The following is a 20,397-nucleotide window of genomic DNA, read 5'->3' on the forward strand; positions in this document are numbered from 1 at the left end:
AGTTCTCAATCAGTGGTCGGAGCGTCCCGGAGGACCGGGCGGCCATTCCTTCCGAGCCATCTAGGGCAACCACCCATCAGCCACACCCGGTCCTCCCGGACCGCCTCACATTCTTAGGGACCACCCATGGCCGCCAGTGGACGCCGACGCCGAGGTCGCACCACCGCCATCGCCGCCGCCGTTGCCGCCGTCGCGCTCACCGCAGGCCTCACCACCGGCTGCGACGCCGTGAACAAGGCCCTGGACTGCGTACAGACCGCCGACTCGATAGCGGACAGCGTCACCGACCTCCAGCAAGCCGTGGAGAACGCCGCGAGCGACCCCGGGCAGGCCGACGACTCCCTCGACTCCATCCAGCGGGACCTCAAGAAGATCGGCGACAGGACCGACAACGCCGACGTCAACAAGGCCGTCGACGACCTCAGCAAGGCCGTGGAAAACGTCCGCACCTCCATCAGGAACGGCGACAACACCCCCGACGTCAGCCCCGTCACCGACGCGGCGGGCGAACTGACGAAGGTGTGCACACCGTAGGACGACCGAGTGGTCGCGGCCCCGAGTGGTCGCGGCCCCGAGTGGTCGCGGCCCCGAGTGGTCGTGCGCCCCTTCCTACAGCCGGTCCCCCATGCCGGCCGGCTTCGGAGGATGCATTCCGCCACCGTCCTTGATGTCCTGATCGCAGGTCCGGAATACTCGCCGGCGCCGTCGAAGCGGTAGGTGAAGTGGACCCGGTCACCTTTGGAACGCTCCTGCGGATGGGGTTCAAGGCTCCAGTCGACGACCTCGGCGGTGACGCCGTGACGCTGCCCATACGCGTCCTCGACCTGCACCCTCACCCCGGCCTCATCGCGCTCCGCCGTCGTGTCGGTGCACCCCGAGAGGGAGGAACAGCCGGACAGGGCGAGAACCACCACGGCGTGCGAGGCACCGGCAAGTGCCCGTGCAGAGAACACTGAGACGGCCTCCGGTCGGGACGGGACGGAGCAGGGTGTCCCGGGGCCCGGCAGCGCCAAGTGAGGCAGTGTCCACAGCAACCGCACCGGGCTCAGCTCCCGCCGAGCCCGCGCCGCTCCCGCTGATCCCGTCGCTGCTCCCGCTGCTCCAACTGCTCCTGCCTGCGCTGCTCCTTCAGCCGCCGTCGCGCCTCACGCGTGAGCTTGCGCTCCACGCCGACGCCGCCCCAGAAGGCGAAACCACCGATGATCACGCGCGGCGCGCCCGGCTCGCCGGACTCGTCGGGATGCTCGAAGCCGCCCATGATGCCGATGCCCCGCACGACGACCTCGACGCCCGGCGGCACAATCACCTGCACCCCGCCCATGACCGCCACGCAGTTGATCTCGACCTCGCCGTCCGCGAAGTTCGCCTCCCGCAGATCGATCTCACCGCCCCCGCAGAACACGAAGCAGTTGAACCGCTTCGGCACCGTCCAGCGCCCCTTGCGCTCGAACCCCGACAGCACCGCGAACGCACTCGTGGACGTACCCTGCCCGCCCACGACCCGGCCCGCCCAACTCCCGCTCTCCGACGGCTCCTTGGCGAACGACACCGGACTCGGCGCCACCACCCCCGCCACCGGCAGATCACGCGTGAGCGGCGCCAACTCCGCGTATGTACGCGCCTTGTACGCCGCCCCCAGCCGCTCCTCGAACTCCTCCATGTCCAGCCGCCCCTCGGCGAGGGCGTCCCGCAGCACCTCGGTGACCCGCTCACGGTCGGCGTCGGAGGCGCGCAGATCAGGGAGGGGAACGGGGGGAGTTGAGGGAGAGGTGGGAGAGGCGGGAGAGGTGGCAGAGACGGGGGCGGAGGCCGAGGCCGGGACGTCCGGAACGTCCGGGACTGCGTCGTCGGTCATGGCAGCAGCCTACGAGACCGCCTTCTCCGCGTACATCTTCGCGATGACGGCCTCGATGTCCGGCTCCCGCACCGACAGGTCCACCAGCGGATACCCCGCCGCGATCCGAGCCACGAGCGGCGCCGCCGACTGCCCCGCCGGGAACGCCAGCCACTGCCGGGGCCCCTCCACCCGTACCACCCGCGCGAACTCCACCTCGATCGGCGGCAGTTCCCGCTCCAGGTCCACCACCAGCGTCCGCTCGCCCTCGCCGGCCTCGTGCAGCCCGGCCAGCGGGCCGTCGTACACCAGCCGCCCGTGGTCGATCACCATCACCCGCGAGCACAACTGCTCGATGTCCTGGAGGTCGTGCGTGGTCAGCAGCACCGTCGTCCCGCGCTCGGCGTTCAACTCCTTCAGAAACCCCCGCACCTTGGCCTTCGACACCACGTCCAGACCGATCGTCGGCTCATCCAGGTACAGCACCTCAGGATCGTGCAGCAGCGCCGCCGCGATGTCCCCGCGCATCCGCTGCCCCAGCGACAGCTGCCGCACCGGCACGTCCAACAGGTCGCCCAGCTCCAGCAGTTCGACACAACGGTCGAGGTTCTCCCGGTAACGCGCCTGCGGGATCCGGTACATGCGGTGCGCCAGCCGGTACGAGTCGATCAGCGGCAGGTCCCACCACAGCGTCGTACGCTGACCGAACACCACGCCGATCCGCTGCGCCAGCCGCGTCCGCTCCCGCGACGGGTCGATCCCCGCCACCCGCAGCCGCCCCGCGCTCGGCGTCAGAATGCCGGTCAGCATCTTGATCGTCGTCGACTTCCCGGCCCCGTTCGGACCGATGTAGCCCACCATCTCCCCACGCGCCACGGAGAACGAGAGCGAGTCCACCGCCCGCACCTCACGCCGCTCCCGCTTCATGAACCCGGTCTTCCTGCGCACCTCGAAGACCTTCTCGACCCCGTCGAGACGAATGAAGTCACTGCCGTTGAAGTCACCACCACTGAAGTCGCCGCCATTGAAGTCACTGCCATCGACGTCACCGCCGTTGAAGTCGCTGTCCGGCACCGCGCTAACTCCCTGTGCTCCGATACGAACGAAGGCCCACCCGCCAGGCCAGCCCCGCCAGCGCGCAGCACGCCACCGCCACCAGCGGAGACGTGAACGCCACCCACCCGGGCAGCCCCAGCGGATACGGCCGCCCCAGCACATACGTGGCGGGCAGCCAGTTGACGAAGGCCAGCGGCAGGACGAACGTCACCCCGCGCACCAGCTCCTTCGCGAAGATCGTCGGCGGATACTGCAACAGCGTCGTCCCGCCGTACGTGAACGCGTTCTGCACCTCCGAGGCGTCCTGCGCCACGAACTGGAACGCCGCCCCCGCCACGAACACCGCGCAGAAGATCCCGAACCCGCTCAGCACCATCACCGGCATCAGCAGCACCTTCGCCGCCGTCCAGTCGATGTCCACCCGGGTCAGCGACCAGCCCAGCACCAGCGCCCCCTGCGTCACCCGCCCCAGCCGCCGCAGCGCGAACCGGTCCGCCGCCACCTGCGCCAGCACCGGCGCCGGCCGCACCAGCAGCGTGTCCAGCGTGCCGTCCCGCACCCGCCGCCCCAGCCGGTCCATCGACCCGATCACCAGATCGGCCAGCCCGAACGAGGACGCGGACAGCCCGTACAGGAACGCCACCTCCGGCAGCGAGTAGCCGCCCAGGGCGTCCACCCGGGAGAACATCAGCATGATCGTGACGAAGTCCAGGAAGGTCGCCGTGAAGTTCCCGAGCGTGGTCATCACGAAGGACGCGCGATAGGCCATCGTCGACCGCGTCCACATCCCGGCGATCAGCAGGTACGCCCGCGCCCCCTCCAGGATCCGCGCCCCCGCGCCGCCGGAACCGCCGAAGCCGCTGCGGGAACCGCCGAAGCCGCCGCCGGAACCGCCGAACCCGCCGCCGGAACCGCCAGTGTCAGCCACCCTGGACCACCACCCGCCGCGTCGCCGACGACTGCACCAGCCGCCCCAGCCCCAGCAGCGCCACCGCCCACGCCCCCTGGAACAGATACGTCCCCAGCGGATCCGCGTGCCCCAGCAGCACATCCGCCGGCGCCTGGAGCAGAGACGACCACGGCAGCGCCCGTACGACCTCGCCGAGCGAACCCGGGAACACGTTCAGCGGCAGCAGCATCCCCGAGCAGAAGTACCCGGCCAGCCACACCATCTGCGCCATCCCCGTGCCGTCCAGCAGCCAGAACGCGCTCAGCGCCACCAGGTACCGGATCCCGAACCCCACCAGCATCGCCAGCAGCACGGCCACCGCGAACGCCACCCAGGTGCCCACGTCCGCCGGCAGATACGCCGGGAAGAACAACGCCCCGAACACGAACGGGATCACACCCCGCCCCAGCAACTGGAAGAACGCCCGGCCCAGATCCGCCGCCAGCCACCACAACTGCAGATCGGCGGGCCGGTACAGATCGATCGCCACGTCCCCCGTACGGATGCGTTCCATCAACTCGTCCTCGACACCCCCGCCACCGAGCGCGAGCGTCGACAAGAACGCCTGCCCCAGCCACACATAGGTGACGGCCTGGGCCTCGTCGTACCCGCCCAGGTGAGGCCGCTCGTCCCACAACGCGCGGTAGGTGAAGACGAGAATCAGCCCGAAGACCGTGTTGGTGAACACCCCTGCCGCAGTGGCGGCCCGATACGTCGCGTACCGTCTGAATCCCCCCGCCGCGACGGCCACGTACAACCGTCCAGCGCCCACGTCAGTCCACCTCCCAGGACCACTCGACACCGAAGCGCAGGAGCTTAGTCCGGAGGACCGGCGCCCGGCCACGCATTATCCGCGCCGGACGCGTGCCGGAATCCGGGAACGGATCGCGAGGTGCGAGAGTCTTCAAACCGGGGGCGCAGAACGCGTACGAGGCGTACGGGAATGTACGACGCGAAAACAGGAGTCCGTGCACGACATGAGCGACGAGCCGCAGCCGCAGCAGCCGAACGAGGGCGGGGCGCCGAGACGACCGCTGCCGGCTGAGGGACCCGCAGAGCCGAGCCCCCGCGACACGCCGGTCACCGAGCAGACCCCGGAGAAGGCCGAGCCGGCCGAGCGCGCGGTCGCAGTGAACGAGTCCGGCAAGGAACGCGAGGCCGGGGAGCCGACGAAGCCGAGGGAGTCCGAGCAGTCGAAGGAATCCGAGGGGCCGAAGGGGTCTGAGGAGCCGAAGGAATCTGAGCAGCCGAGGGAATCGGCGAAGCCGAGGGAGTCCGAGCGGCCGAGGGAATCGGCGAAGCCGAGGGAGTCCGCGCAGGCGAAGGAGCCGGCGGAGGCATCCTCGGCCGAGCGGGCGTCCCGCACCGGCCAGAGCCCCTCCGTCCCGGCACCGGACCGCACCGGCCGCCTCGACCAGGCCCGCCGCGCCGCGCAGGCCGCCCGCGCCGGGCGCTCCGACACGGCAAGCGCCGGTACGGAGAGCACTGGTACGGAAAGCACTGGTACGGGAACCGCCGGCACGGAGAAGCAGCAGCCCTCCGGTGCGTCCCCGTCCTCGGAGAGCACCCAGGTCCTCCGCCGGGTGAGCGCCCCTCGCAAGGGAGAGCCGACTCAGGCGACCGGTGCTGATGCCGGTGCCAGCGCCGGTGCCTCCGCCGGTGCCGCGGCCAAGGCTGCCCGCGCCGGTCTGGCAGGCGGTGCGGCCCAGGCGTCCAAGGAATCGGCGGCTGCCGGTGTCGCCGGGGTCGCCGGAGTCGCCGGCGCCGCCTCGGCGGCCCCCGCCGGTCCCGCAGCCCCGGCCGCCCCCAAGATCCCCTCGCCCCACGCACCCGGCACCCGCAACACCTCGGGCACGCCCAACACGCCCACACCCCCCAACGCCTTCTCGTCCCACGCCACCGGCGCCCCCACAGGCCCCACCGCCACCCCCACGGGCAGCGGCAGCGGCGGCGGCAACAGCAACGGCAACGGCGGCGGAGACGGCGGCGGAAGCGGGGGCAACGGCAACCAGCCCAAGCGCCCCAAGCGTCCCAAGCGCACCGGCTGGCGGCGGATCATCCCCACCTGGCGCATGGTGCTCGCCACCTTCACCCTCGGCCTCCTGCTCCTCATCGGCCTCTTCTTCCTCGGGTACTCCCTCGTGAAGATCCCGGCCGCCAACGCCATGGCCACCAAGCAGGGCAACGTCTACCTCTACGCCGACGGCTCCCAGCTCGCCCGCGACGGAAAGATCAACCGCGAGAGCGTCCCCCTCGCCCAGGTCTCCGAGGACGCCCAGCACGCCGTACTGGCCGCCGAGGACCGCGACTTCTACACCGAGCCCGCCATCGACCCCCAGGCGATGCTCCGCGCCGCCTGGAACACGGCCACCGGCAAGGGCACACAGTCCGGCTCCACCATCACCCAGCAGTACGTGAAGAACTACTACCTGGGCCAGGAGCAGACCGTCACCCGCAAGGCCAAGGAATTCTTCATCTCGATCAAGCTGGACCGCAACAAGTCCAAGGACGAGATCCTCGAGGGCTACCTCAACACCAGCTACTTCGGCCGCAACGCCTACGGCATCCAGGCCGCCGCCCAGGCCTACTACGGCAAGGACGCCGTCGACCTCGACCCGGCCCGCGCCGCCTACCTCGCCGCGCTCGTCAACGCGCCCAGCGAGTACGACGTCGTCGCCCACCCCGAGAACAAGCCCGCCGCCGTCGCCCGCTGGAACTACGTCCTGGACGGCATGATCAAGAAGGGCTGGCTCAGCCCGTCCGAGCGCGCCGGCATGACGTTCCCGATGCCCAAGCAGCAGACCCTCTCCACCGGCCTGTCCGGCCAGCGCGGCTACCTGGTCGAGGCCGTCAAGGACTACCTCACCGAGAACGACATCCTCACCAAGGAGGAACTGGAGGGCGGCGGTTACCGCATCACCACCACCATCCAGAAGAGCCGCCAGGACGCCTTCGTCAAGGCCGTCGACGACCAGCTCATGTCCAAGCTGGACCCGAAGACCCGCAAGGTCGACAGCTACGTCCGCGCCGGCGGCGCCTCCGTCGACCCCAGGACCGGCAAGATCGTCGCCATGTACGGCGGCATCGACTACGTGAAGCAGTACACCAACGGCGCCACCCGCGGTGACTTCCAGGTCGGCTCCACCTTCAAGCCCTTCGTGTTCACCTCCGCGGTCGAGAACAGCTCCACCACGCAGGACGGCCAGGCCATCTCGCCCAACACCTACTACGACGGCACCAACAAGCGCCCCGTACAAGGCTGGAGCGGCGGCCCGTACGCCCCCGAGAACGAGGACTCCAAGTCCTACGGCGACATCACCGTCCGCAAGGCCACCGACCTGTCCGTCAACGCGGTGTACGCGCAGATGGCCGTCGATGTCGGCCCCGACAAGGTCAAGCAGACCGCCGTCGACCTCGGCATCCCCAAGGACACCAAGGACCTCCAGCCCTACCCGTCCATCGCCCTCGGCACCGCCACCGCCAGCGTCCTCGACATGGCCGAGGCGTACGCCACCCTCGCCAACCACGGCAGGCACGGCACGTACACCATGATCGAGAAGATCAGCAAGGAAGGCACCGAGGAAGTACAGCTGCCCGAACGGCAGACCGAACAGGCCGTCAGCCGCGAGGCCGCCGACACCACGACCTCCATCCTGCGCAGCGTCGTCGACAACGGCACCGCGACCGCCGCACAGGCCGCAGGCCGCCCCGCCGCCGGCAAGACCGGCACCGCCGAGGAGGACACCGCCGCCTGGTTCGCGGGCTACACCCCCGAACTCGCCACCGTCGTCTCCGTGATGGGCCAGGACCCGGTGACCGCCGGCCACAAGTCGCTGTACGGCGTGACCGGCCTGGCCCGCATCAACGGCGGCGGCGCACCCACCCAGATCTGGGCGCAGTACACACAGGACGCGCTGCGCGGCAAGCCGGTCACCGCCTTCGACCTCGAACTCCAGCAAGGCGCCGAGACCCAGGCACCGGGCACCCTCGCCCCGAGCACACCCGCCACCGACGGCGGCCAGGACAACGGCGGCACCACCACCGGCACCACCACCGGCGGCTCCACGCCCACCGACGGCGGCCAGGACAACGGCGCCACCCAGGGCGGCACGACCGACGGCGGCACCACCGGCGCCACCACCACCGACGGCGGAGCCGTCACCGGAGGCGACCCCGCCGGCGGCACCACCACCGGCGGCACGACCGACGGCGGCACCCCGGGCGGCGCCGCCGACGGCGGCACTCCCGCGGGCGGAACCACCGACACCGGCGGCACCACCGGCACCACCACAGGAGGCCAGCAGCTCAGCCCCCGACGTCAGTGACCACCGGTCGCCTTCAGCCCCACCACGGCGACCAGCAGCAGACACACGAAGAACACCCGGGCGGCGGTGACCGGCTCACCCAGCACCACCATGCCGAGCACCGCCGCCCCCGCCGCACCGATCCCCACCCACACGCCATAGGCCGTACCGATGGGGAGCGACCTGGCGGCGTACGACAGCAGCACCATGCTCGCGACGATCCCGGCACCCGTCAGCACACTGGGCACGAGCCGGGTGAACCCGTCGGTGTACTTCATCCCGATCGACCAGCCCACCTCAAGCAGACCGGCGACGACAAGCAGAACCCAGGCCATGACAGGCACCTCCGAGACGAACGACCACTTCCATCGGGTGCGTCGTCTTTGCCTGCGTCCCGGTACGGCGCGTCTCGTCGGGCTCCTTCGAACATAGCAAAGAAACGACAAAGGGGCTGGTGACAACAGTCACCAGCCCCTCCACAGCATCGATCCCAAGCCAAGCCGTCTGCGGCCCAGCCCTCAGACTCTCAGAGACGGCCCAGCCCTCAGAGATACAACCCCGTGGAATCCTCCGACCCCTCGAACCGGTCCGCGGCCACCGCATGCAGATCACGCTCACGCATCAGCACATACGCCACGCCCCGCACCTCGACCTCCGCCCGGTCCTCCGGATCGAACAGCACCCGGTCACCGGGCTCCACGGTCCGCACGTTCTGCCCGACCGCGACCACCTCGGCCCAGGCCAGCCGCCGCCCCACCGCGGCGGTCGCGGGAATCAGGATGCCGCCCCCCGACCGACGCTCACCCTCACCGGCCTCCTGCCGCACCAGAACCCGGTCGTGCAACATCCGGATCGGCAGCTTGTCGTGATGGGTGCTGTTCCGCACGTCTCTCCTGGCGCTCACGCCTCGAACCTACCTGTCCTCGCCACGCCCATGTCCGCCCGGGTCAGCCCTTGCGCCGCCGCGAACGCACGGTGAGCAGCCCCACCACACCCACGGCAAGCAGCGCCACCGGCACGACCCGCTCCGCCCGCAGCTCGCCCTCGTCATCCACGAACTGCGCCCGGACCTCGCTCACCATCCGGTTGACCTGCACATACGCCCGGCCGACCGTGTGGTCGACGTTGGCGACGACCTTCGCCTTGACGTCCCCGGCGATCGTCCGCGGATGCACCCGCACCCCGATCTCGTCGAGCGTCTCGGCCAGCACGTCACGGCGGCGCTTGATGTCCGCCTCGATCTGCGCCGGGGTTCTGGTGTCCGACGTGTCCGCCACCGTACGGCCTCCGAAGTCTCCTGATGCTGTTCTGGACAGTCTGTCAGCTTCTCCTCGCCCCGCACCGCAAGGCCCCCCGGTTACGCTGGCCCGATGAGCGAGCGACTCCAGCCGGGGGACGTGGCCCCCACCTTCACCCTCCCCGACGCCGACGGCAACGAGGTGTCCCTGGCGGACCACAAGGGCCGCAAGGTCATCGTCTACTTCTACCCGGCCGCCCTGACCCCCGGCTGCACCAAGCAGGCCTGCGACTTCACCGACAACCTGGAACTCCTGGCCGGCGCCGGCTACGACGTCATCGGCATCTCCCCCGACCAGCCGGAGAAGCTGGCCAAGTTCCGCGAGAAGGAGTCCCTCAAGGTCACCCTCCTCGCCGACCCCGACAAGAAGGTCCTCGACGCGTACGGCGCCTTCGGCGAGAAGAAGAACTACGGCAAGACCTACATGGGCGTCATCCGCTCCACGATCGTCGTCGACGAACAGGGCAAGGTCGAACACGCCCTCTACAACGTCCGCGCCACCGGTCACGTAGCCAAGATCATCAAGGACCTGGGCATCTGACCCCCCACCCCTCCACCACCGGAACGGCCCGTACCGAATCACCCCGGTACGGGCCGTTCCGTATATCAGGCGTGACTGTCCGATAACCGGTTCGTTACTTCGTACGAGGCGGCGAACACGCTGCCGGAAACGGAGGGGGCTCGATGGGAGCCAGCGCGTACACCAAGGAACGGCTGGAAGAGGCGGCTCGGGGAGCACGGACGTTGTCGGAGGCGCTGGAGAGGCTGGGGGTGGATCCGGGGAGTGCGACGCGGCGGTATGTGGCGGAGCGGATGCGGAGACTGGGGGTGGACACGTCGCACTTCGAGCGCGAGGTCAAGTGGACCCGGGACGTCCTCCAGAAGGCGGTCTCCGCGTCGACGAACATGTGCGAGGTGCTGCGCTTTCTCGGGCTGGAGGTCGTCGGCGGGCATCACACGCACATCAGCCGGCGGATCAAGGCGTACGGCATTGATACGTCCCACTTCCAGGTGCAGCCCCGGCGCGGTGGGGTGCAGCACCCCCGCAGGCCCGAGAGCTTGCTCATCGAGCAGTCGTCCGCGCATGCCCGGCGCATCCACAGCGACCGTCTCAAGTGGGCGATGACGGCCCTGGGCGTACAGGAGAGGTGCGCCCTCTGTGGAATCGAGGCGGTTTGGCAAGGCTGTCCGCTGCCGCTGGAGGTCGACCACATCAGCGGCGACTGGAGGGACAATCGCATCGAGAACCTCCGGTTCCTGTGCCCCAACTGCCACTCGACGACAGACAGTTACCGGGGACGCGCCAATAGGCGCCCCAAGGGGGAGACGTCATGAGCAGCGGCGTCCAGTACACGCGCGAGCGACTGATCGAAGCCGCCGCCCAGTGTTCCGATATCGACGAGGTCATCGCACTGTTCGGCACTCGTCCGTACGCCACACTCCGTGGCTACCTCACCAGACGCTTCGCGCACTTCGGCATCGACATCTCCCATTTCAGCCCTTGGGGCAGGCGAGCCCGACCTGCATCCGCCGTACTACGTGCGGCGGTAGCCGAGTCGACCTCTATCGCAGAGGTACTACGCCGCTTGGAACGTCCGGACAACGGCAGGCAGCGCGCGCTGCTGCGCCAATGGGTCGCCGAAGAGCGCCTCACTACCGAGCATTTCCTGGGGGAGGCTCATCAGCGAGGAAAGTCTCGCCCTGCGCTGCGCAAGAAACCCGAGGAGATCCTGGTTCGGCGCGACGGACAGAACCGGACACGGACTGTGTTGCTTCGCCGAGCGCTGCGCGAAGTCGGCGTTCCTGAGGAGTGCGCACGGTGTGGTGTCGGCCCGGAGTGGCTCGGCAAGCCCATGACTCTTGAGGTCGATCACATCAACGGGGACTGGCGCGACGACCGTCGCGAGAACCTGCGGTTGCTGTGCCCGAACTGCCATGCGATCACCAGTACGTGGTGCCGTGGTGGAGGCCGACGACGGGAGTAATCCCGGTAGCATGGGCGAGCGCGCGGCCGTTGCTGAACGGTATAAGCAGAGGTTTTAGATGCCTCGGGGCATTTGCCCATGTGGGTTCGACTCCCATCGGCCGCACACGTTGAGGGGTCGTCCTGCGGACGACCCCTCTCCTGTGCTCAGCCCAGCAGCTCCCGAACCACCGGCACCAGCGCCCGGAACGCCTTGCCCCGGTGGCTGATCGCGTTCTTCTCGGCCGGGGCCAGCTCCGCGCAGGTGCGCGTCTCGCCGTCGGGCTGGAGGATCGGGTCGTAGCCGAAGCCGTTCGTGCCGGAGGGGGCGTGCCGCAGGGTGCCGCGCAGCTGTCCCTCGACCACTCGCTCGCGCCCGTCCGGGAGGGCGAGGGCGGCGGCGCAGGCGAAGTGGGCCGCTCGGTGGGTTTCGTCGATGTCGGAGAGCTGGGCGAGCAGCAGGTCGAGGTTGGCCTTGTCGTCGCCGTGGCGGCCGGCCCAGCGGGCGGAGAAGATGCCGGGTGCGCCGCCGAGGACGTCGATGCAGAGGCCGGAGTCGTCGGCGACGGCGGGGAGGCCGGTGGCCTGGGCGAGGGCGTGGGCCTTGAGGAGGGCGTTCTCGGCGAAGGTGACGCCGGTTTCCTTGACGTCGGGGATGTCGGGGTAGGCGTCGGCGCCGATCAGTTCGTGGGGGAGTCCTGCTTCGGCGAGGATGGCCCTCAGTTCGGTGATCTTTCCGGTGTTGCGGGTGGCGAGGATCAGGCGGGTCATGGGGCCAGTATCCCGGGGTGGTGGGGTGCGTCCCGCGCGCCCCCTGTGCCGGGGGCGCTTTCCGGTGCTGGCGCCGTCTCTACAGTTCCGCCTGTCCGGCGCCTTTCGGTGCGCTGAGGTCGAGGAATTCGCCCATTTCACGGAAGCCGTGTGCGTGGGCTTGGCGGACGAGGGTGCGCAGGCCTTCGGTGGTGCGGTCGGGGTCGGGGTGTGCGGGGGCGTAGAGGATGTCGTTGATGCCGAGGTCGATGACTTTGACGTTGGTGCGGGTGAGTGCGTCGTGTCATGTGCTCGGGGGGTCTGACCGGCGTCCCAGCCGAAACCTGCCGGTCAGAGGCCTGCTCACTCCCCTCCGGACAGACGTGGGGAACTTCGGTTCCGTTCCGGGAGTCATGCAGGAAGGGACAATGTCTGTGCGGGATCACCGATCGGGCGGAGCGAGATGAAACGCACGGGAAGCGAGATGGAGCGCGCGGAGGGTGAGGCGCGAGCATCGGGGAATCCAGCCGGCTCCCCGGCGGCGGCGACGTACCGGACCATGACCGCGTTCACTCCTGCCGATGAGGAGCGCAGGCGGGGGGTGCGGCGTATGAAGCTGACGGCGACGGGGCTGCTGCTGTTCGTGGCGGTCGTGTATGTCCTGGCGAAGTGGGCCGCGAACGAGGGGGCGGGTGACTGGGCGAGCTATGTGGCGGCGGCTGCGGAGGCCGGCATGGTGGGTGCGATGGCGGACTGGTTCGCGGTGACCGCGCTCTTCCGGCATCCGCTGGGTCTGCCGATCCCGCACACGGCGATCATTCCTACGAAGAAGGATCAACTGGGTGTCTCGCTCGGTGAGTTCGTCGGTGAGAATTTTCTTTCGCAGGATGTCGTGCGGCAGCGGTTGCGTGCGGTGGGTATCGGTAGTCGGTTGGGTGCGTGGCTGGCGGAGCCTGAGCATGCTGACCGGGTGACGGCCGAGCTGGCCACGGCGCTCAGGGGCGCGCTGACGGTTCTGCGTGACTCCGATGTGCAGGCGGTGGTGGGTGAGGCGATCACTCGGCGGGCTGATGTGCAGGAGATCGCGCCGGGTATCGGCAAGATGCTGGAGAAGATTGTCGCGGACGGGGGTCATCGGCGGGCTGTCGATCTGGTGGTGGCTCGTGCGCATGACTGGTTGGTGTTGCATCAGGGTGAGGTCATGAGCGCGGTGGAGGGTGGCGCGCCGGGTTGGACCCCGCGTTTTGTGGATCGCAAGGTCGGTGAGCGTGTCTACAAGGAGCTGCTCCGCTTCGTCACGGAGATGCAGGACATGCCGTCCCATCCGGCCCGTGGCGCCCTTGACCGCTTTCTCACCGATTTCGCGTCCGATCTGCAGTCCGATACGGATACGCGTGCGCGTGTGGAGCGTCTCAAGCGTGAGGTGCTGGGGCGTGGTGAGGTGCAGGATCTGATCGCGTCGGCGTGGAGTGCCGTGCGGTCCATGGTGCTGGCGGCGGCGCAGGACGAGCAGAGCGCGCTGCGGTTGCGTCTGCGCGCGGCTCTTCTCTCGCTGGGCGCGCGGATGGCGACGGAGCCGAAGGTGCAGGAGAAGGTGGACAGCTGGGTCGAGGGTGCGGCGGTGCACGTCGTGACCACTTACCGCAAGGAGATCACTTCGTTGATCACTGACACGGTGGCGAGCTGGGACGCCGAGCACACCACCCGCAAGATCGAGGCTCACGTCGGCCGTGACCTGCAGTTCATCCGGATCAACGGCACGGTGGTGGGGTCGCTGGTGGGGTTGCTGATTTTTACGGTGTCGCGGGCGGTGGGGGCGTGAGGCAGGGGTGTCGCGGGCTGTGGGGCGTGAGTGTGCTGTCGCGGACTCTGGCGGCGTGTGCGGCGTGCGGTGGGTGCCGGTGCGAGCGGGCCGGGGCTGCTGTGGGTGATCCCGGCCCTGCTTGCTGAGGGGCGCGGCGGGGGTGCTCAGCCCTGGCGGTCGGCGACGGCCCAGGAGGCGAGGGCGACGGCGCCGGCGACGCCGAGCACGGACGGCCAGGCGCCGACCTTCTTGGCGAGCGGGTGGGACCCGGCGAACGCGGCGATGTAGGTGGCGCTCAGCGCGCCGGCGGCTTTCGCGCCCGCCTTCTTGTGCCACTGCTGTGCGGCGGCGGCACCGGCGACGGCCAGGACGACCCCGCCGAGCTGCCGCTTCTTGGTCCAGCGGGCGACGCCGTACCCGCCGACGAGCCCGGTGGCGGCGACGACCGCGCTGGGAATCCTGGCCATGAGTGTCTCCTCGTATGCCTGTGTCTTGCGGGTGTCTTGCTGACGTCTTGTTTGTGTCTGCCCTTGTCTGTCCTTCTGTCCGTGCCGAGGCTAACGGGTGGCTCGACGGCGCTCTCGTACGTGAGCCGAGGCTTGTCAAGTTCTGTCCCTGTTCTCGTCCCCCTCCTCGCTGATGCTGGCGGCGCCGGGGGTGGCGGGGGAGTTGGGGGAGGTGCGGGGCGCGGTCTGGGAACGGGAGGTGTAGAAGGGGAACCCGTTCAGGACCGCTTTGCCATCCTGTGCTGCCGCGGTGAATCGCAGTGGCCCGTTATCCAGCTGCGACGGCGGAGTATGTCCAGACGTCCGCCGGAATCTCGTGCTTCAGCTTCCAGGTGATGGCCATCGGCTTGCTCCCGGTGTGTTCTACGTACTCCGCCGGGCCCAGGAGTATCCACGGCTGTGCGCCGCCGATGTCTGTGCTCTTGTAGCGGCGGACGAAGAGGAGTACATGGCTACCTTCCGAGGCGTGGTGTTGATAGCGCAGCCCGGTGGGGGATGTCTCTGATGTTTGGTTCTGGGACTCCCAGTGGAAGAGGGTCTCGTTCAGTGCGTAGTCGTGGTAGCGGGTCTGAGGGGAGAAGTCCTTCTCGTCTTTGTCCAGGGTGATCAGCAGGGCATCGGTCTTGATTGATTCGCACCACTTCACTCCCTCGCGGAAGTCCGCTGGCACGAAGCCGCCGACGGTGGCTTGGTCGAGCGCGGGCAGGATTTCCTCGCGGGTGTAGGAGGCGTGCACTGTCAGGGGGATGCCGGCGTGGTTGCCGAGTCCTAGGAGCGGGATCGGTACGTGTTCGGTGTGGGCGAGGTTGTACTCGAGTACTTGGCGCAGCTCGCTCCGTACTGCTTGTTGTTCGCGTAGCAGATCGAACCCGGCGTCGTAGTGTGCGAAGCCTTTTCGCGTGACGCCGCCGAGCGGCCAGAGTTGGAAGAAGAGCATCCGGGCGTACGCCTGCTGCTGCTCGTCGAGCTCGCTGTAGGTGGGAGCGTCATCTTCCAGCATCTGGGTGTAGGCGGCGACGCGCAAAGGGTCGTCTACGTGGAGGAAGGATGAGATGCGCTTGAGGAGTGCGGCTTCACCGTCGGGTGCGTCGCCTTTCAGGAGTCCAGAGCGGCGGAGGAGACCGGTCCATGAGTTGCCGTTGCCGCGGTAGAGCTCTTTGAGTTCGCGGCTGCTTTCATGCAGGTAGCCTCTGAGCGTTGGTTCGGCGTAGTCGGCGACCTCGCGGGCTAGAGCTGTGACGTTGACGCCGATCTGCTCCTTGATGTTGGCGATGATGGTTCTCTTCGCCTTCTCCTCAAGGAGGATCTGGCAGCCGGATGGCAGTTGAGGGAAGTCGCGCTCGATGTTGTCCACTAGGCGTTTTCGGGTCAGGTTGGTGAGCGCGCGGAACTGGTTCTCGAAGCGGAATTCCTTGCGGTGCTGTCCGATGAAATCGAGCACGGTGAGTACGGCCTTGTCCTCCGAGCGGCGGAGCCCTCGGCCGAGTTGTTGTAGGAACACGGTGGCGCTGGAGGTCGGGCGGAGCAGGAGCAGCGTGTCTACGTCGGGGATGTCTAGCCCCTCATTGAAGAGGTCGACCGAGAAGATCACTTGCAGGATTCCGTGTTTGAGGTCGTCCAGTGCCTGCTGGCGTTGCTCTGCGGGGGTCTCGCCGGACAGGGCGATGGCATCGAGGCCGGCCAGGCGGAAGGACTCCGCCATGAAGTGAGCGTGCGCTACCGAAACGCAGAATCCCAGCGCTCGCATAGCAGCCGGGTCGGCGATCTTCTCCCGGACAGCCTTCACGACCAGTGCTGCACGCCTTGTGTCACTCGACAGCTTGTTGCTCAAGGCGGTGGGGTCATAGGCGCCGCGCTTCCATTCCACCGTGATGAGATCGGTGTTGTCACTGATGCCGAAGTAGTGGAAGGGGCTGAGGAGGTCATTCTCCAAGGCCTCCCATAGCCGCATCTCAGCGGCGATCCGGCCATGGAAGAACTCGTCTTGGATGTTCTTTCCGTCCATGCGCTCAGGTGTCGCAGTGAGTCCTAGAAGCTCCATCGGCTTGAAGTGATCGAGGATCTTCCGGTATGTCAGTGACGTGCCGTGGTGGAACTCGTCGATCACGATCACATCGAAGTGATCAGGGGCGAGCTGGTCGAGGGCGCGCGCACTCAACGACTGCACGCTGGCGAATACATGCGTCCAGCGGTTCGGGATCTCACCACTGTGGAGGGACTCGCCGAAGTTCGCGTCCACCAAGACGTCTTGGTAGGTCCGCAGGGACTGCTGCAGGATCTCTTTGCGGTGGGCGACGAACAGCAGGCGCAGGTCGCGGCCGTGCTTCTTGCGTAGCTGCTTGTAGTCGAGTGCAGCCATGACCGTCTTGCCGGTGCCAGTAGCGGCGACGAGGAGGTTCTGGTGTCTGTCGTGCACCTCTCGCTCGACCTCCAGCCGCTCCAACATGTCGCGCTGGTGCGGATATGGCCGTACTTCCAGCCCGGAGAGTGTGATCGCGCGTTCAGCGGCGGTAGTCGACGACGTACCGCCGGCGATCGCTAGCGCCTCGTGGAGGCGGTTACCGTCGGTGTCCGGGTCGTACGTCTCGAAGGCTGGATCACTCCAGTAGGCCTCGAAGGTTGCCTCGAACTTGCGCAGCACGTCCGGTGTGGCGATGGAGGACAGTCGTACGTTCCACTCCAAGCCGTCGAGAAGCGCGGCCTTGGACAGGTTGGAGCTGCCGACGTAGGCGGTGTCGTATCCGCTCATGCGGCGAAACAGCCAAGCCTTGGCGTGTAGTCGCGTCGACCGGGTTTCGTAGTTGACCTTGACTTGGGCGTTGAACTCTTGCACTAGCTGGTCCAGCGCGCGCCGTTCGGTTGCTCCGATGTAGGTCGTCGTAATGACTCGTATCGGCACGCCTCGCTCATGGGCTGCCTTCATGGACTGCTCGATGATGCGCAGCCCGTGCCACTTCACGAAGGCACAGAGCAGGTCGACACGGTCGGCTGTGGCGAGTTCGGCGCGCAGTTCGAAGCCGAGGCTTGGGTCTTCGGGCGCATTGGTGATGAGCGCTGCGTCGGAGAGTGGGATGCCGGGCCGTATGGCAAAGACGCCGGGGGCCTCTTGCCGCGTGAGCGCGAGCAGTTGTCGGGGGCCTGGAGCGACGAGATCTACCCACTCCTGTGCGCCGTCAAGGGTGCTGATGGATTCGAGGATGTGGTTAGCGGCGTAGACCTGCTCCTCGACGGGGAGATTGTGCAGGACGCGCCGAACGGTGCCCGCAACATGCCGAGCCAGAACGTGCGGCACCGACTCCGGTCCGACGGCGTCGCTCACGGGGTGCCAGCCCAGGTTGGCGAGTTCCCTCAGCTGTTGCTCGAAACGCAACGTGATGAGCTGTTCGTACAGTCCGTCGGAGGGGGTGGGCGCGTCGTAGCGGCGCTGAGACATCGGCTTGTACCCCCGTTGAACGTGTCGATGGACGATGTAGATGTTCTATCAGGGGGTACTGACAGCGCCTGAGGTCGGTCAGATACGGTCACGGCCTCATCGGTTGGTGATCTATTGAGAAGATTAATTGACCGATGTCGGTTAGTTTTGGGTGTGCCTCTACGCGACCTGCTCATACGCATAGCGAAGACCTACAGCGCCAAAGGCGGTACGTCCAAGGGTGTTCCGGCTCAGGACCTCCTCAGGGAGGTGAAGGGCATGACCGACCTTCCGCTGCCGGACGGCTTCGTCGCCTCAGGGCACGGCGGACAAACCACTGCAGCCAGCACTCCGTGGATCGGAGTGTTCGACCCGGAGATCAACAAGGAGCCCCAGGAAGGGCTGTATCTCGCCTACATCTTTGACGCGGATCTCACTGCCGTGACACTCACCGTGCAGCAGGGCGTGACAAAGCTGTCCGAGAAGCTCACGCAGGCCGAGTTGCGGCGTGAGCTGAAGCGTCGAGCGCTGCGTCTCCGAGCCGGAATTCAGCCGGAGTTGGCCGTGCAGTGGGCGTACTCCCCCATTTTCGGGGCGCGGCAGGAACGGCCTCGCTCATACGAGGCAGGGAGCGTGGCTGCTCGACGCTACGACATTGCCGTCCTGCCCCCGGAGGAGACCCTGGCCAAGGACCTTCGTACCGCATCTCTGCTTCTGCGCGATGCCGCCGCCAGCCAGCGCATCTGGCTGCAGACGCCGTCGCCCGATGAGCCCTTCGTGTACGTGAACGAGGGACATGCGCCGGCTGATGACCCCCTGGACGGCTTCCACCCGAACGACAGCAGCGACTATTACGTCCACATCAAGGGTGGTTGGCGCCGCAGGGAGCGTCCGCACGAGGAACTCATCGGTGACTTCGGACACCACGCCGTCACTCGTGGATACACGCCGATCACGCAAGGCATGTATCCCAGAGACCTCGTGTTGCGCCGACGCATAGCCGACGAACCGCGCACCTGGCTGGTCGAAGGCAAGGCAGTGATGAAGGGGAACGCCACCAAGGCCGTCCGCGAAGCAGTGGCCCAGTTGCTGGAGTACAGCTACTACTGGCACGAGAAACGCGGTGAACCGAAGCCCCATCTCATTGCGCTGTTCACCGAAGGCGTTGGGCAGTACGCCGAATATCTTGAGGACCAGGGTATTGCCTCGATCTGGCGCACTCCGGAGGGAACCTGGGCCGGCTCACCCATGGCTGCCGCCTGGAATCTCATCCACGATGCCGGACCGAACTAGCTCGTGCGTCGCCCCTTGGGGTGCGGGACCCGCTCCAGCCCCAGAGTGGATCTACCCGCTCCCCATTCCCGTCCGGCCTTCGACTGCTTGATCGCCGCAGTGATGCGCAAGCCACGCCTACTCAACGCGGTAGCGCAGTCCCGCTGCGCGCCTCACGCTCGTGGGTCGGTCTCGATGACCTGTGTGGGGATGTGAGTGGCGCCGTGGCAGCCGGCATACGAGTTCCCCGACCCGCACCAGCACCCCGCCCCCCTCTGCGGTGGCCAAGCCACCGCCCGTCCCCGGGCCGCCAGGGTCGTCGCGTACTGGGGGAGCAGGGTGAGGTCGCCCGGCGACGAACCCTCCGACGCCGCGAAGGCCTCGTAGGAGGGGACTGTGGCTGTGACGATGCCGAGGTTCGGGGTGCCGGAGGTGGAGAGTTCGCGGAGGGAGGACTCTATGGTCGAGAGATGGTCCTCGTGGGAGGGGTACTCCGTGGCCAGGTCCGGGTGCGCCGTGAGGAGTTCGGCCAGTTCGGGGGCCGGCCAGTGGAGGACGGCGACCGGGAAGGGGCGGGAGAGGGCCTCGCGGTAGGCGCCCAGTTCGGCGCGGAGGCGGGAGATCTCCGCCTGGAGTTCGGCGGGGTTGTCCGAGCCCAGGGACCACACGCGTTTGGGGTCGTGGAGTTCGTCCAGCGTGACCGGGGACGTGTGCAGGGAGTCGGCCAGAGTGTCCCAGTCGTCGTGGGCGAGGCCCAGCATGCGGCGGACCCGGTGGCGGCCGAAGAGGACGGGGTGGGTGGCGTGCGGGGGGTCGCCGGCGTCGGTGAGCAGCAGGGCCGCGGCCTCGGTGAAGGTCTCCGCCGCCGCCTCCAGCTCGTCGTGGGCCTCCAGGGACTCCGCGACGATCACCCAGGGGGCCGGGTCGCGCGGGGCCGAGGTGCGGATGCCGTCGATGATCGCCCTGGCCTCCGCCTCGTGGTCGTACTCCCACAGGTTCGAGGCCTTCAGGGCGCGGACGAGGTGGGGGGCGTCCAGCGAGGCGGCGTCGGACAGCAGGCGGTCGTAGAGGGAGGTCGCGGCGGGGCGGTCGCCGGAGAGTTCCAGGTGGGCCGCGGCGCGCAGGAGGAGGGCCTCGGCGTCCTCGGGGTACAGGCCGGCGGTCCGCTCCAGGCGTGCTGCTTCGGCGGTGTGGTCGACGTTCTCGGCAGGAGTGTCGGGGCGCATGGGGGACACGGTACTGCCGACGGG

At 68.1% G+C, this 20,397-nt stretch carries 18 protein-coding genes, 1 tRNA gene and 1 riboswitch; of the genes, 8 read left to right on the top strand and 11 right to left on the bottom strand.

The features are described from left to right. The first annotated feature begins 126 nt into the window (after window positions 1-126). Window positions 127-534 (top strand): hypothetical protein, encoded by a 408-nt coding sequence (locus ACGFYV_RS16330; protein ID WP_393879042.1) that lies wholly within the window; start codon window positions 127-129, stop codon window positions 532-534. 511 nt (window positions 535-1,045) lie between these two features. Here the strand turns inward: ACGFYV_RS16330 and ACGFYV_RS16335 are convergent. The 4 genes from ACGFYV_RS16335 to ACGFYV_RS16350 form a co-directional block, all read right to left on the bottom strand. Then, on the bottom strand, window positions 1,046-1,855 hold the full coding sequence (locus tag ACGFYV_RS16335; protein WP_393879043.1) for a DUF1707 domain-containing protein: 810 nt from the start codon (window positions 1,853-1,855) through the stop codon (window positions 1,046-1,048). Between the two features lie 9 nt (window positions 1,856-1,864). After that, window positions 1,865-2,815, bottom strand: coding sequence for an ATP-binding cassette domain-containing protein (locus tag ACGFYV_RS16340; RefSeq protein ID WP_393879219.1), 951 nt, complete (start codon window positions 2,813-2,815; stop codon window positions 1,865-1,867). A 97-nt stretch (window positions 2,816-2,912) separates the two neighbouring features. Next, the gene (locus ACGFYV_RS16345; RefSeq protein WP_393879044.1) at window positions 2,913-3,818 is read right to left on the bottom strand and encodes an ABC transporter permease; all 906 of its coding nucleotides are present in this window, start codon (window positions 3,816-3,818) and stop codon (window positions 2,913-2,915) included. Beyond that, window positions 3,811-4,611 carry an ABC transporter permease gene (locus ACGFYV_RS16350; RefSeq protein WP_393879045.1) on the bottom strand — a complete coding sequence of 267 codons (801 nt, stop codon included), beginning with the start codon at window positions 4,609-4,611 and terminating at the stop codon, window positions 3,811-3,813. The genes ACGFYV_RS16345 and ACGFYV_RS16350 overlap by 8 nt, the downstream gene beginning before the upstream one ends. Before the next feature lie 811 nt (window positions 4,612-5,422). Between ACGFYV_RS16350 and ACGFYV_RS16355 the strand changes: the two genes are divergently transcribed. After that, on the top strand, window positions 5,423-8,164 hold the full coding sequence (locus ACGFYV_RS16355; protein WP_393879220.1) for a transglycosylase domain-containing protein: 2,742 nt from the start codon (window positions 5,423-5,425) through the stop codon (window positions 8,162-8,164). On the opposite strand, the gene ACGFYV_RS16360 is transcribed toward ACGFYV_RS16355, so the two are convergent. The 3 genes from ACGFYV_RS16360 to ACGFYV_RS16370 form a co-directional block, all read right to left on the bottom strand. After that, window positions 8,158-8,478, bottom strand: a complete 321-nt coding sequence (locus ACGFYV_RS16360) for a DMT family transporter (RefSeq protein ID WP_393879046.1) — start codon at window positions 8,476-8,478, stop codon at window positions 8,158-8,160. The genes ACGFYV_RS16355 and ACGFYV_RS16360 overlap by 7 nt on opposite strands. 36 nt (window positions 8,479-8,514) lie before the next feature. Beyond that, window positions 8,515-8,585: riboswitch (guanidine-III (ykkC-III) riboswitch) on the bottom strand. A gap of 102 nt (window positions 8,586-8,687) precedes the next feature. Then, a complete protein-coding gene (locus tag ACGFYV_RS16365; protein ID WP_393879221.1) occupies window positions 8,688-8,990 on the bottom strand; it encodes a GroES family chaperonin in 303 nt (100 codons plus the stop codon). Window positions 8,991-9,090: 100 nt separating this feature from the next. Further along, window positions 9,091-9,420: a DUF3618 domain-containing protein gene (locus ACGFYV_RS16370; RefSeq protein ID WP_393879047.1), complete on the bottom strand. Its 330-nt coding sequence runs from the start codon at window positions 9,418-9,420 to the stop codon at window positions 9,091-9,093. 93 nt (window positions 9,421-9,513) lie between these two features. Between ACGFYV_RS16370 and bcp the strand changes: the two genes are divergently transcribed. The 4 genes from bcp (at window position 9,514) to ACGFYV_RS16390 (ending at window position 11,530) form a co-directional block, all read left to right on the top strand. Next, window positions 9,514-9,981 (top strand): thioredoxin-dependent thiol peroxidase, encoded by a 468-nt coding sequence (gene bcp, locus ACGFYV_RS16375; protein WP_393879048.1) that lies wholly within the window; start codon window positions 9,514-9,516, stop codon window positions 9,979-9,981. Window positions 9,982-10,124: 143 nt separating this feature from the next. Beyond that, window positions 10,125-10,775: an HNH endonuclease gene (locus tag ACGFYV_RS16380; RefSeq protein ID WP_393879049.1), complete on the top strand. Its 651-nt coding sequence runs from the start codon at window positions 10,125-10,127 to the stop codon at window positions 10,773-10,775. Beyond that, complete coding sequence (locus ACGFYV_RS16385; RefSeq protein ID WP_393879050.1) at window positions 10,772-11,425, top strand: HNH endonuclease; 654 nt, start codon at window positions 10,772-10,774, stop codon at window positions 11,423-11,425. Before ACGFYV_RS16380 ends, ACGFYV_RS16385 begins: the two co-directional genes overlap by 4 nt. Before the next feature lie 22 nt (window positions 11,426-11,447). Further along, window positions 11,448-11,530, top strand: a tRNA-Leu gene (locus tag ACGFYV_RS16390). A gap of 41 nt (window positions 11,531-11,571) precedes the next feature. Here ACGFYV_RS16390 and rdgB read toward each other — a convergent pair. Next, on the bottom strand, window positions 11,572-12,174 hold the full coding sequence (rdgB, locus tag ACGFYV_RS16395; RefSeq protein ID WP_393879051.1) for an RdgB/HAM1 family non-canonical purine NTP pyrophosphatase: 603 nt from the start codon (window positions 12,172-12,174) through the stop codon (window positions 11,572-11,574). Between the two features lie 538 nt (window positions 12,175-12,712). Here rdgB and ACGFYV_RS16400 point away from each other — a divergent pair. Beyond that, a complete protein-coding gene (locus tag ACGFYV_RS16400; RefSeq protein WP_393879052.1) occupies window positions 12,713-13,975 on the top strand; it encodes a DUF445 domain-containing protein in 1,263 nt (420 codons plus the stop codon). 146 nt (window positions 13,976-14,121) lie between these two features. Here the strand turns inward: ACGFYV_RS16400 and ACGFYV_RS16405 are convergent, their stop codons facing one another. Both ACGFYV_RS16405 and ACGFYV_RS16410 read right to left on the bottom strand, forming a co-directional pair. After that, entirely contained in the window at window positions 14,122-14,424 is a 303-nt protein-coding gene (locus ACGFYV_RS16405; protein WP_393879053.1) for a hypothetical protein, read from the bottom strand. Window positions 14,425-14,731: 307 nt separating this feature from the next. Next, entirely contained in the window at window positions 14,732-17,896 is a 3,165-nt protein-coding gene (locus ACGFYV_RS16410; protein ID WP_393879054.1) for a DUF3427 domain-containing protein, read from the bottom strand. A 258-nt stretch (window positions 17,897-18,154) separates the two neighbouring features. Between ACGFYV_RS16410 and ACGFYV_RS16415 the strand changes: the two genes are divergently transcribed. After that, window positions 18,155-19,168: an MrcB family domain-containing protein gene (locus tag ACGFYV_RS16415; protein ID WP_393879055.1), complete on the top strand. Its 1,014-nt coding sequence runs from the start codon at window positions 18,155-18,157 to the stop codon at window positions 19,166-19,168. Between the two features lie 152 nt (window positions 19,169-19,320). Here ACGFYV_RS16415 and ACGFYV_RS16420 read toward each other — a convergent pair whose 3' ends face one another. Beyond that, entirely contained in the window at window positions 19,321-20,373 is a 1,053-nt protein-coding gene (locus ACGFYV_RS16420; protein ID WP_393879056.1) for a hypothetical protein, read from the bottom strand. Between the last annotated feature and the right edge of the window lie 24 nt (window positions 20,374-20,397).

It is taken from the genome of Streptomyces sp. NPDC048297 (assembly GCF_043201585.1).
In the GTDB taxonomy this organism is placed as follows: domain Bacteria; phylum Actinomycetota; class Actinomycetes; order Streptomycetales; family Streptomycetaceae; genus Streptomyces.

Excerpts from the sequence above, each read along its gene's own strand:
- ACGFYV_RS16330 (WP_393879042.1), top strand. The coding sequence starts at position 127 with ATGGCCGCCAGTGGACGCCGACGCCGAGGTCGCACCACCGCCATCGCC.
- ACGFYV_RS16335 (WP_393879043.1), bottom strand. The coding sequence starts at position 1,855 with ATGACCGACGACGCAGTCCCGGACGTTCCGGACGTCCCGGCCTCGGCC.
- ACGFYV_RS16360 (WP_393879046.1), bottom strand. The coding sequence starts at position 8,478 with ATGGCCTGGGTTCTGCTTGTCGTCGCCGGTCTGCTTGAGGTGGGCTGG.
- ACGFYV_RS16365 (WP_393879221.1), bottom strand. The coding sequence starts at position 8,990 with ATGTTGCACGACCGGGTTCTGGTGCGGCAGGAGGCCGGTGAGGGTGAG.
- bcp (WP_393879048.1), top strand. The coding sequence starts at position 9,514 with ATGAGCGAGCGACTCCAGCCGGGGGACGTGGCCCCCACCTTCACCCTC.
- ACGFYV_RS16380 (WP_393879049.1), top strand. The coding sequence starts at position 10,125 with ATGGGAGCCAGCGCGTACACCAAGGAACGGCTGGAAGAGGCGGCTCGG.
- ACGFYV_RS16385 (WP_393879050.1), top strand. The coding sequence starts at position 10,772 with ATGAGCAGCGGCGTCCAGTACACGCGCGAGCGACTGATCGAAGCCGCC.
- rdgB (WP_393879051.1), bottom strand. The coding sequence starts at position 12,174 with ATGACCCGCCTGATCCTCGCCACCCGCAACACCGGAAAGATCACCGAA.
- ACGFYV_RS16400 (WP_393879052.1), top strand. The coding sequence starts at position 12,713 with ATGACCGCGTTCACTCCTGCCGATGAGGAGCGCAGGCGGGGGGTGCGG.
- ACGFYV_RS16405 (WP_393879053.1), bottom strand. The coding sequence starts at position 14,424 with ATGGCCAGGATTCCCAGCGCGGTCGTCGCCGCCACCGGGCTCGTCGGC.
- ACGFYV_RS16410 (WP_393879054.1), bottom strand. The coding sequence starts at position 17,896 with ATGTCTCAGCGCCGCTACGACGCGCCCACCCCCTCCGACGGACTGTAC.
- ACGFYV_RS16415 (WP_393879055.1), top strand. The coding sequence starts at position 18,155 with ATGACCGACCTTCCGCTGCCGGACGGCTTCGTCGCCTCAGGGCACGGC.
- ACGFYV_RS16420 (WP_393879056.1), bottom strand. The coding sequence starts at position 20,373 with ATGCGCCCCGACACTCCTGCCGAGAACGTCGACCACACCGCCGAAGCA.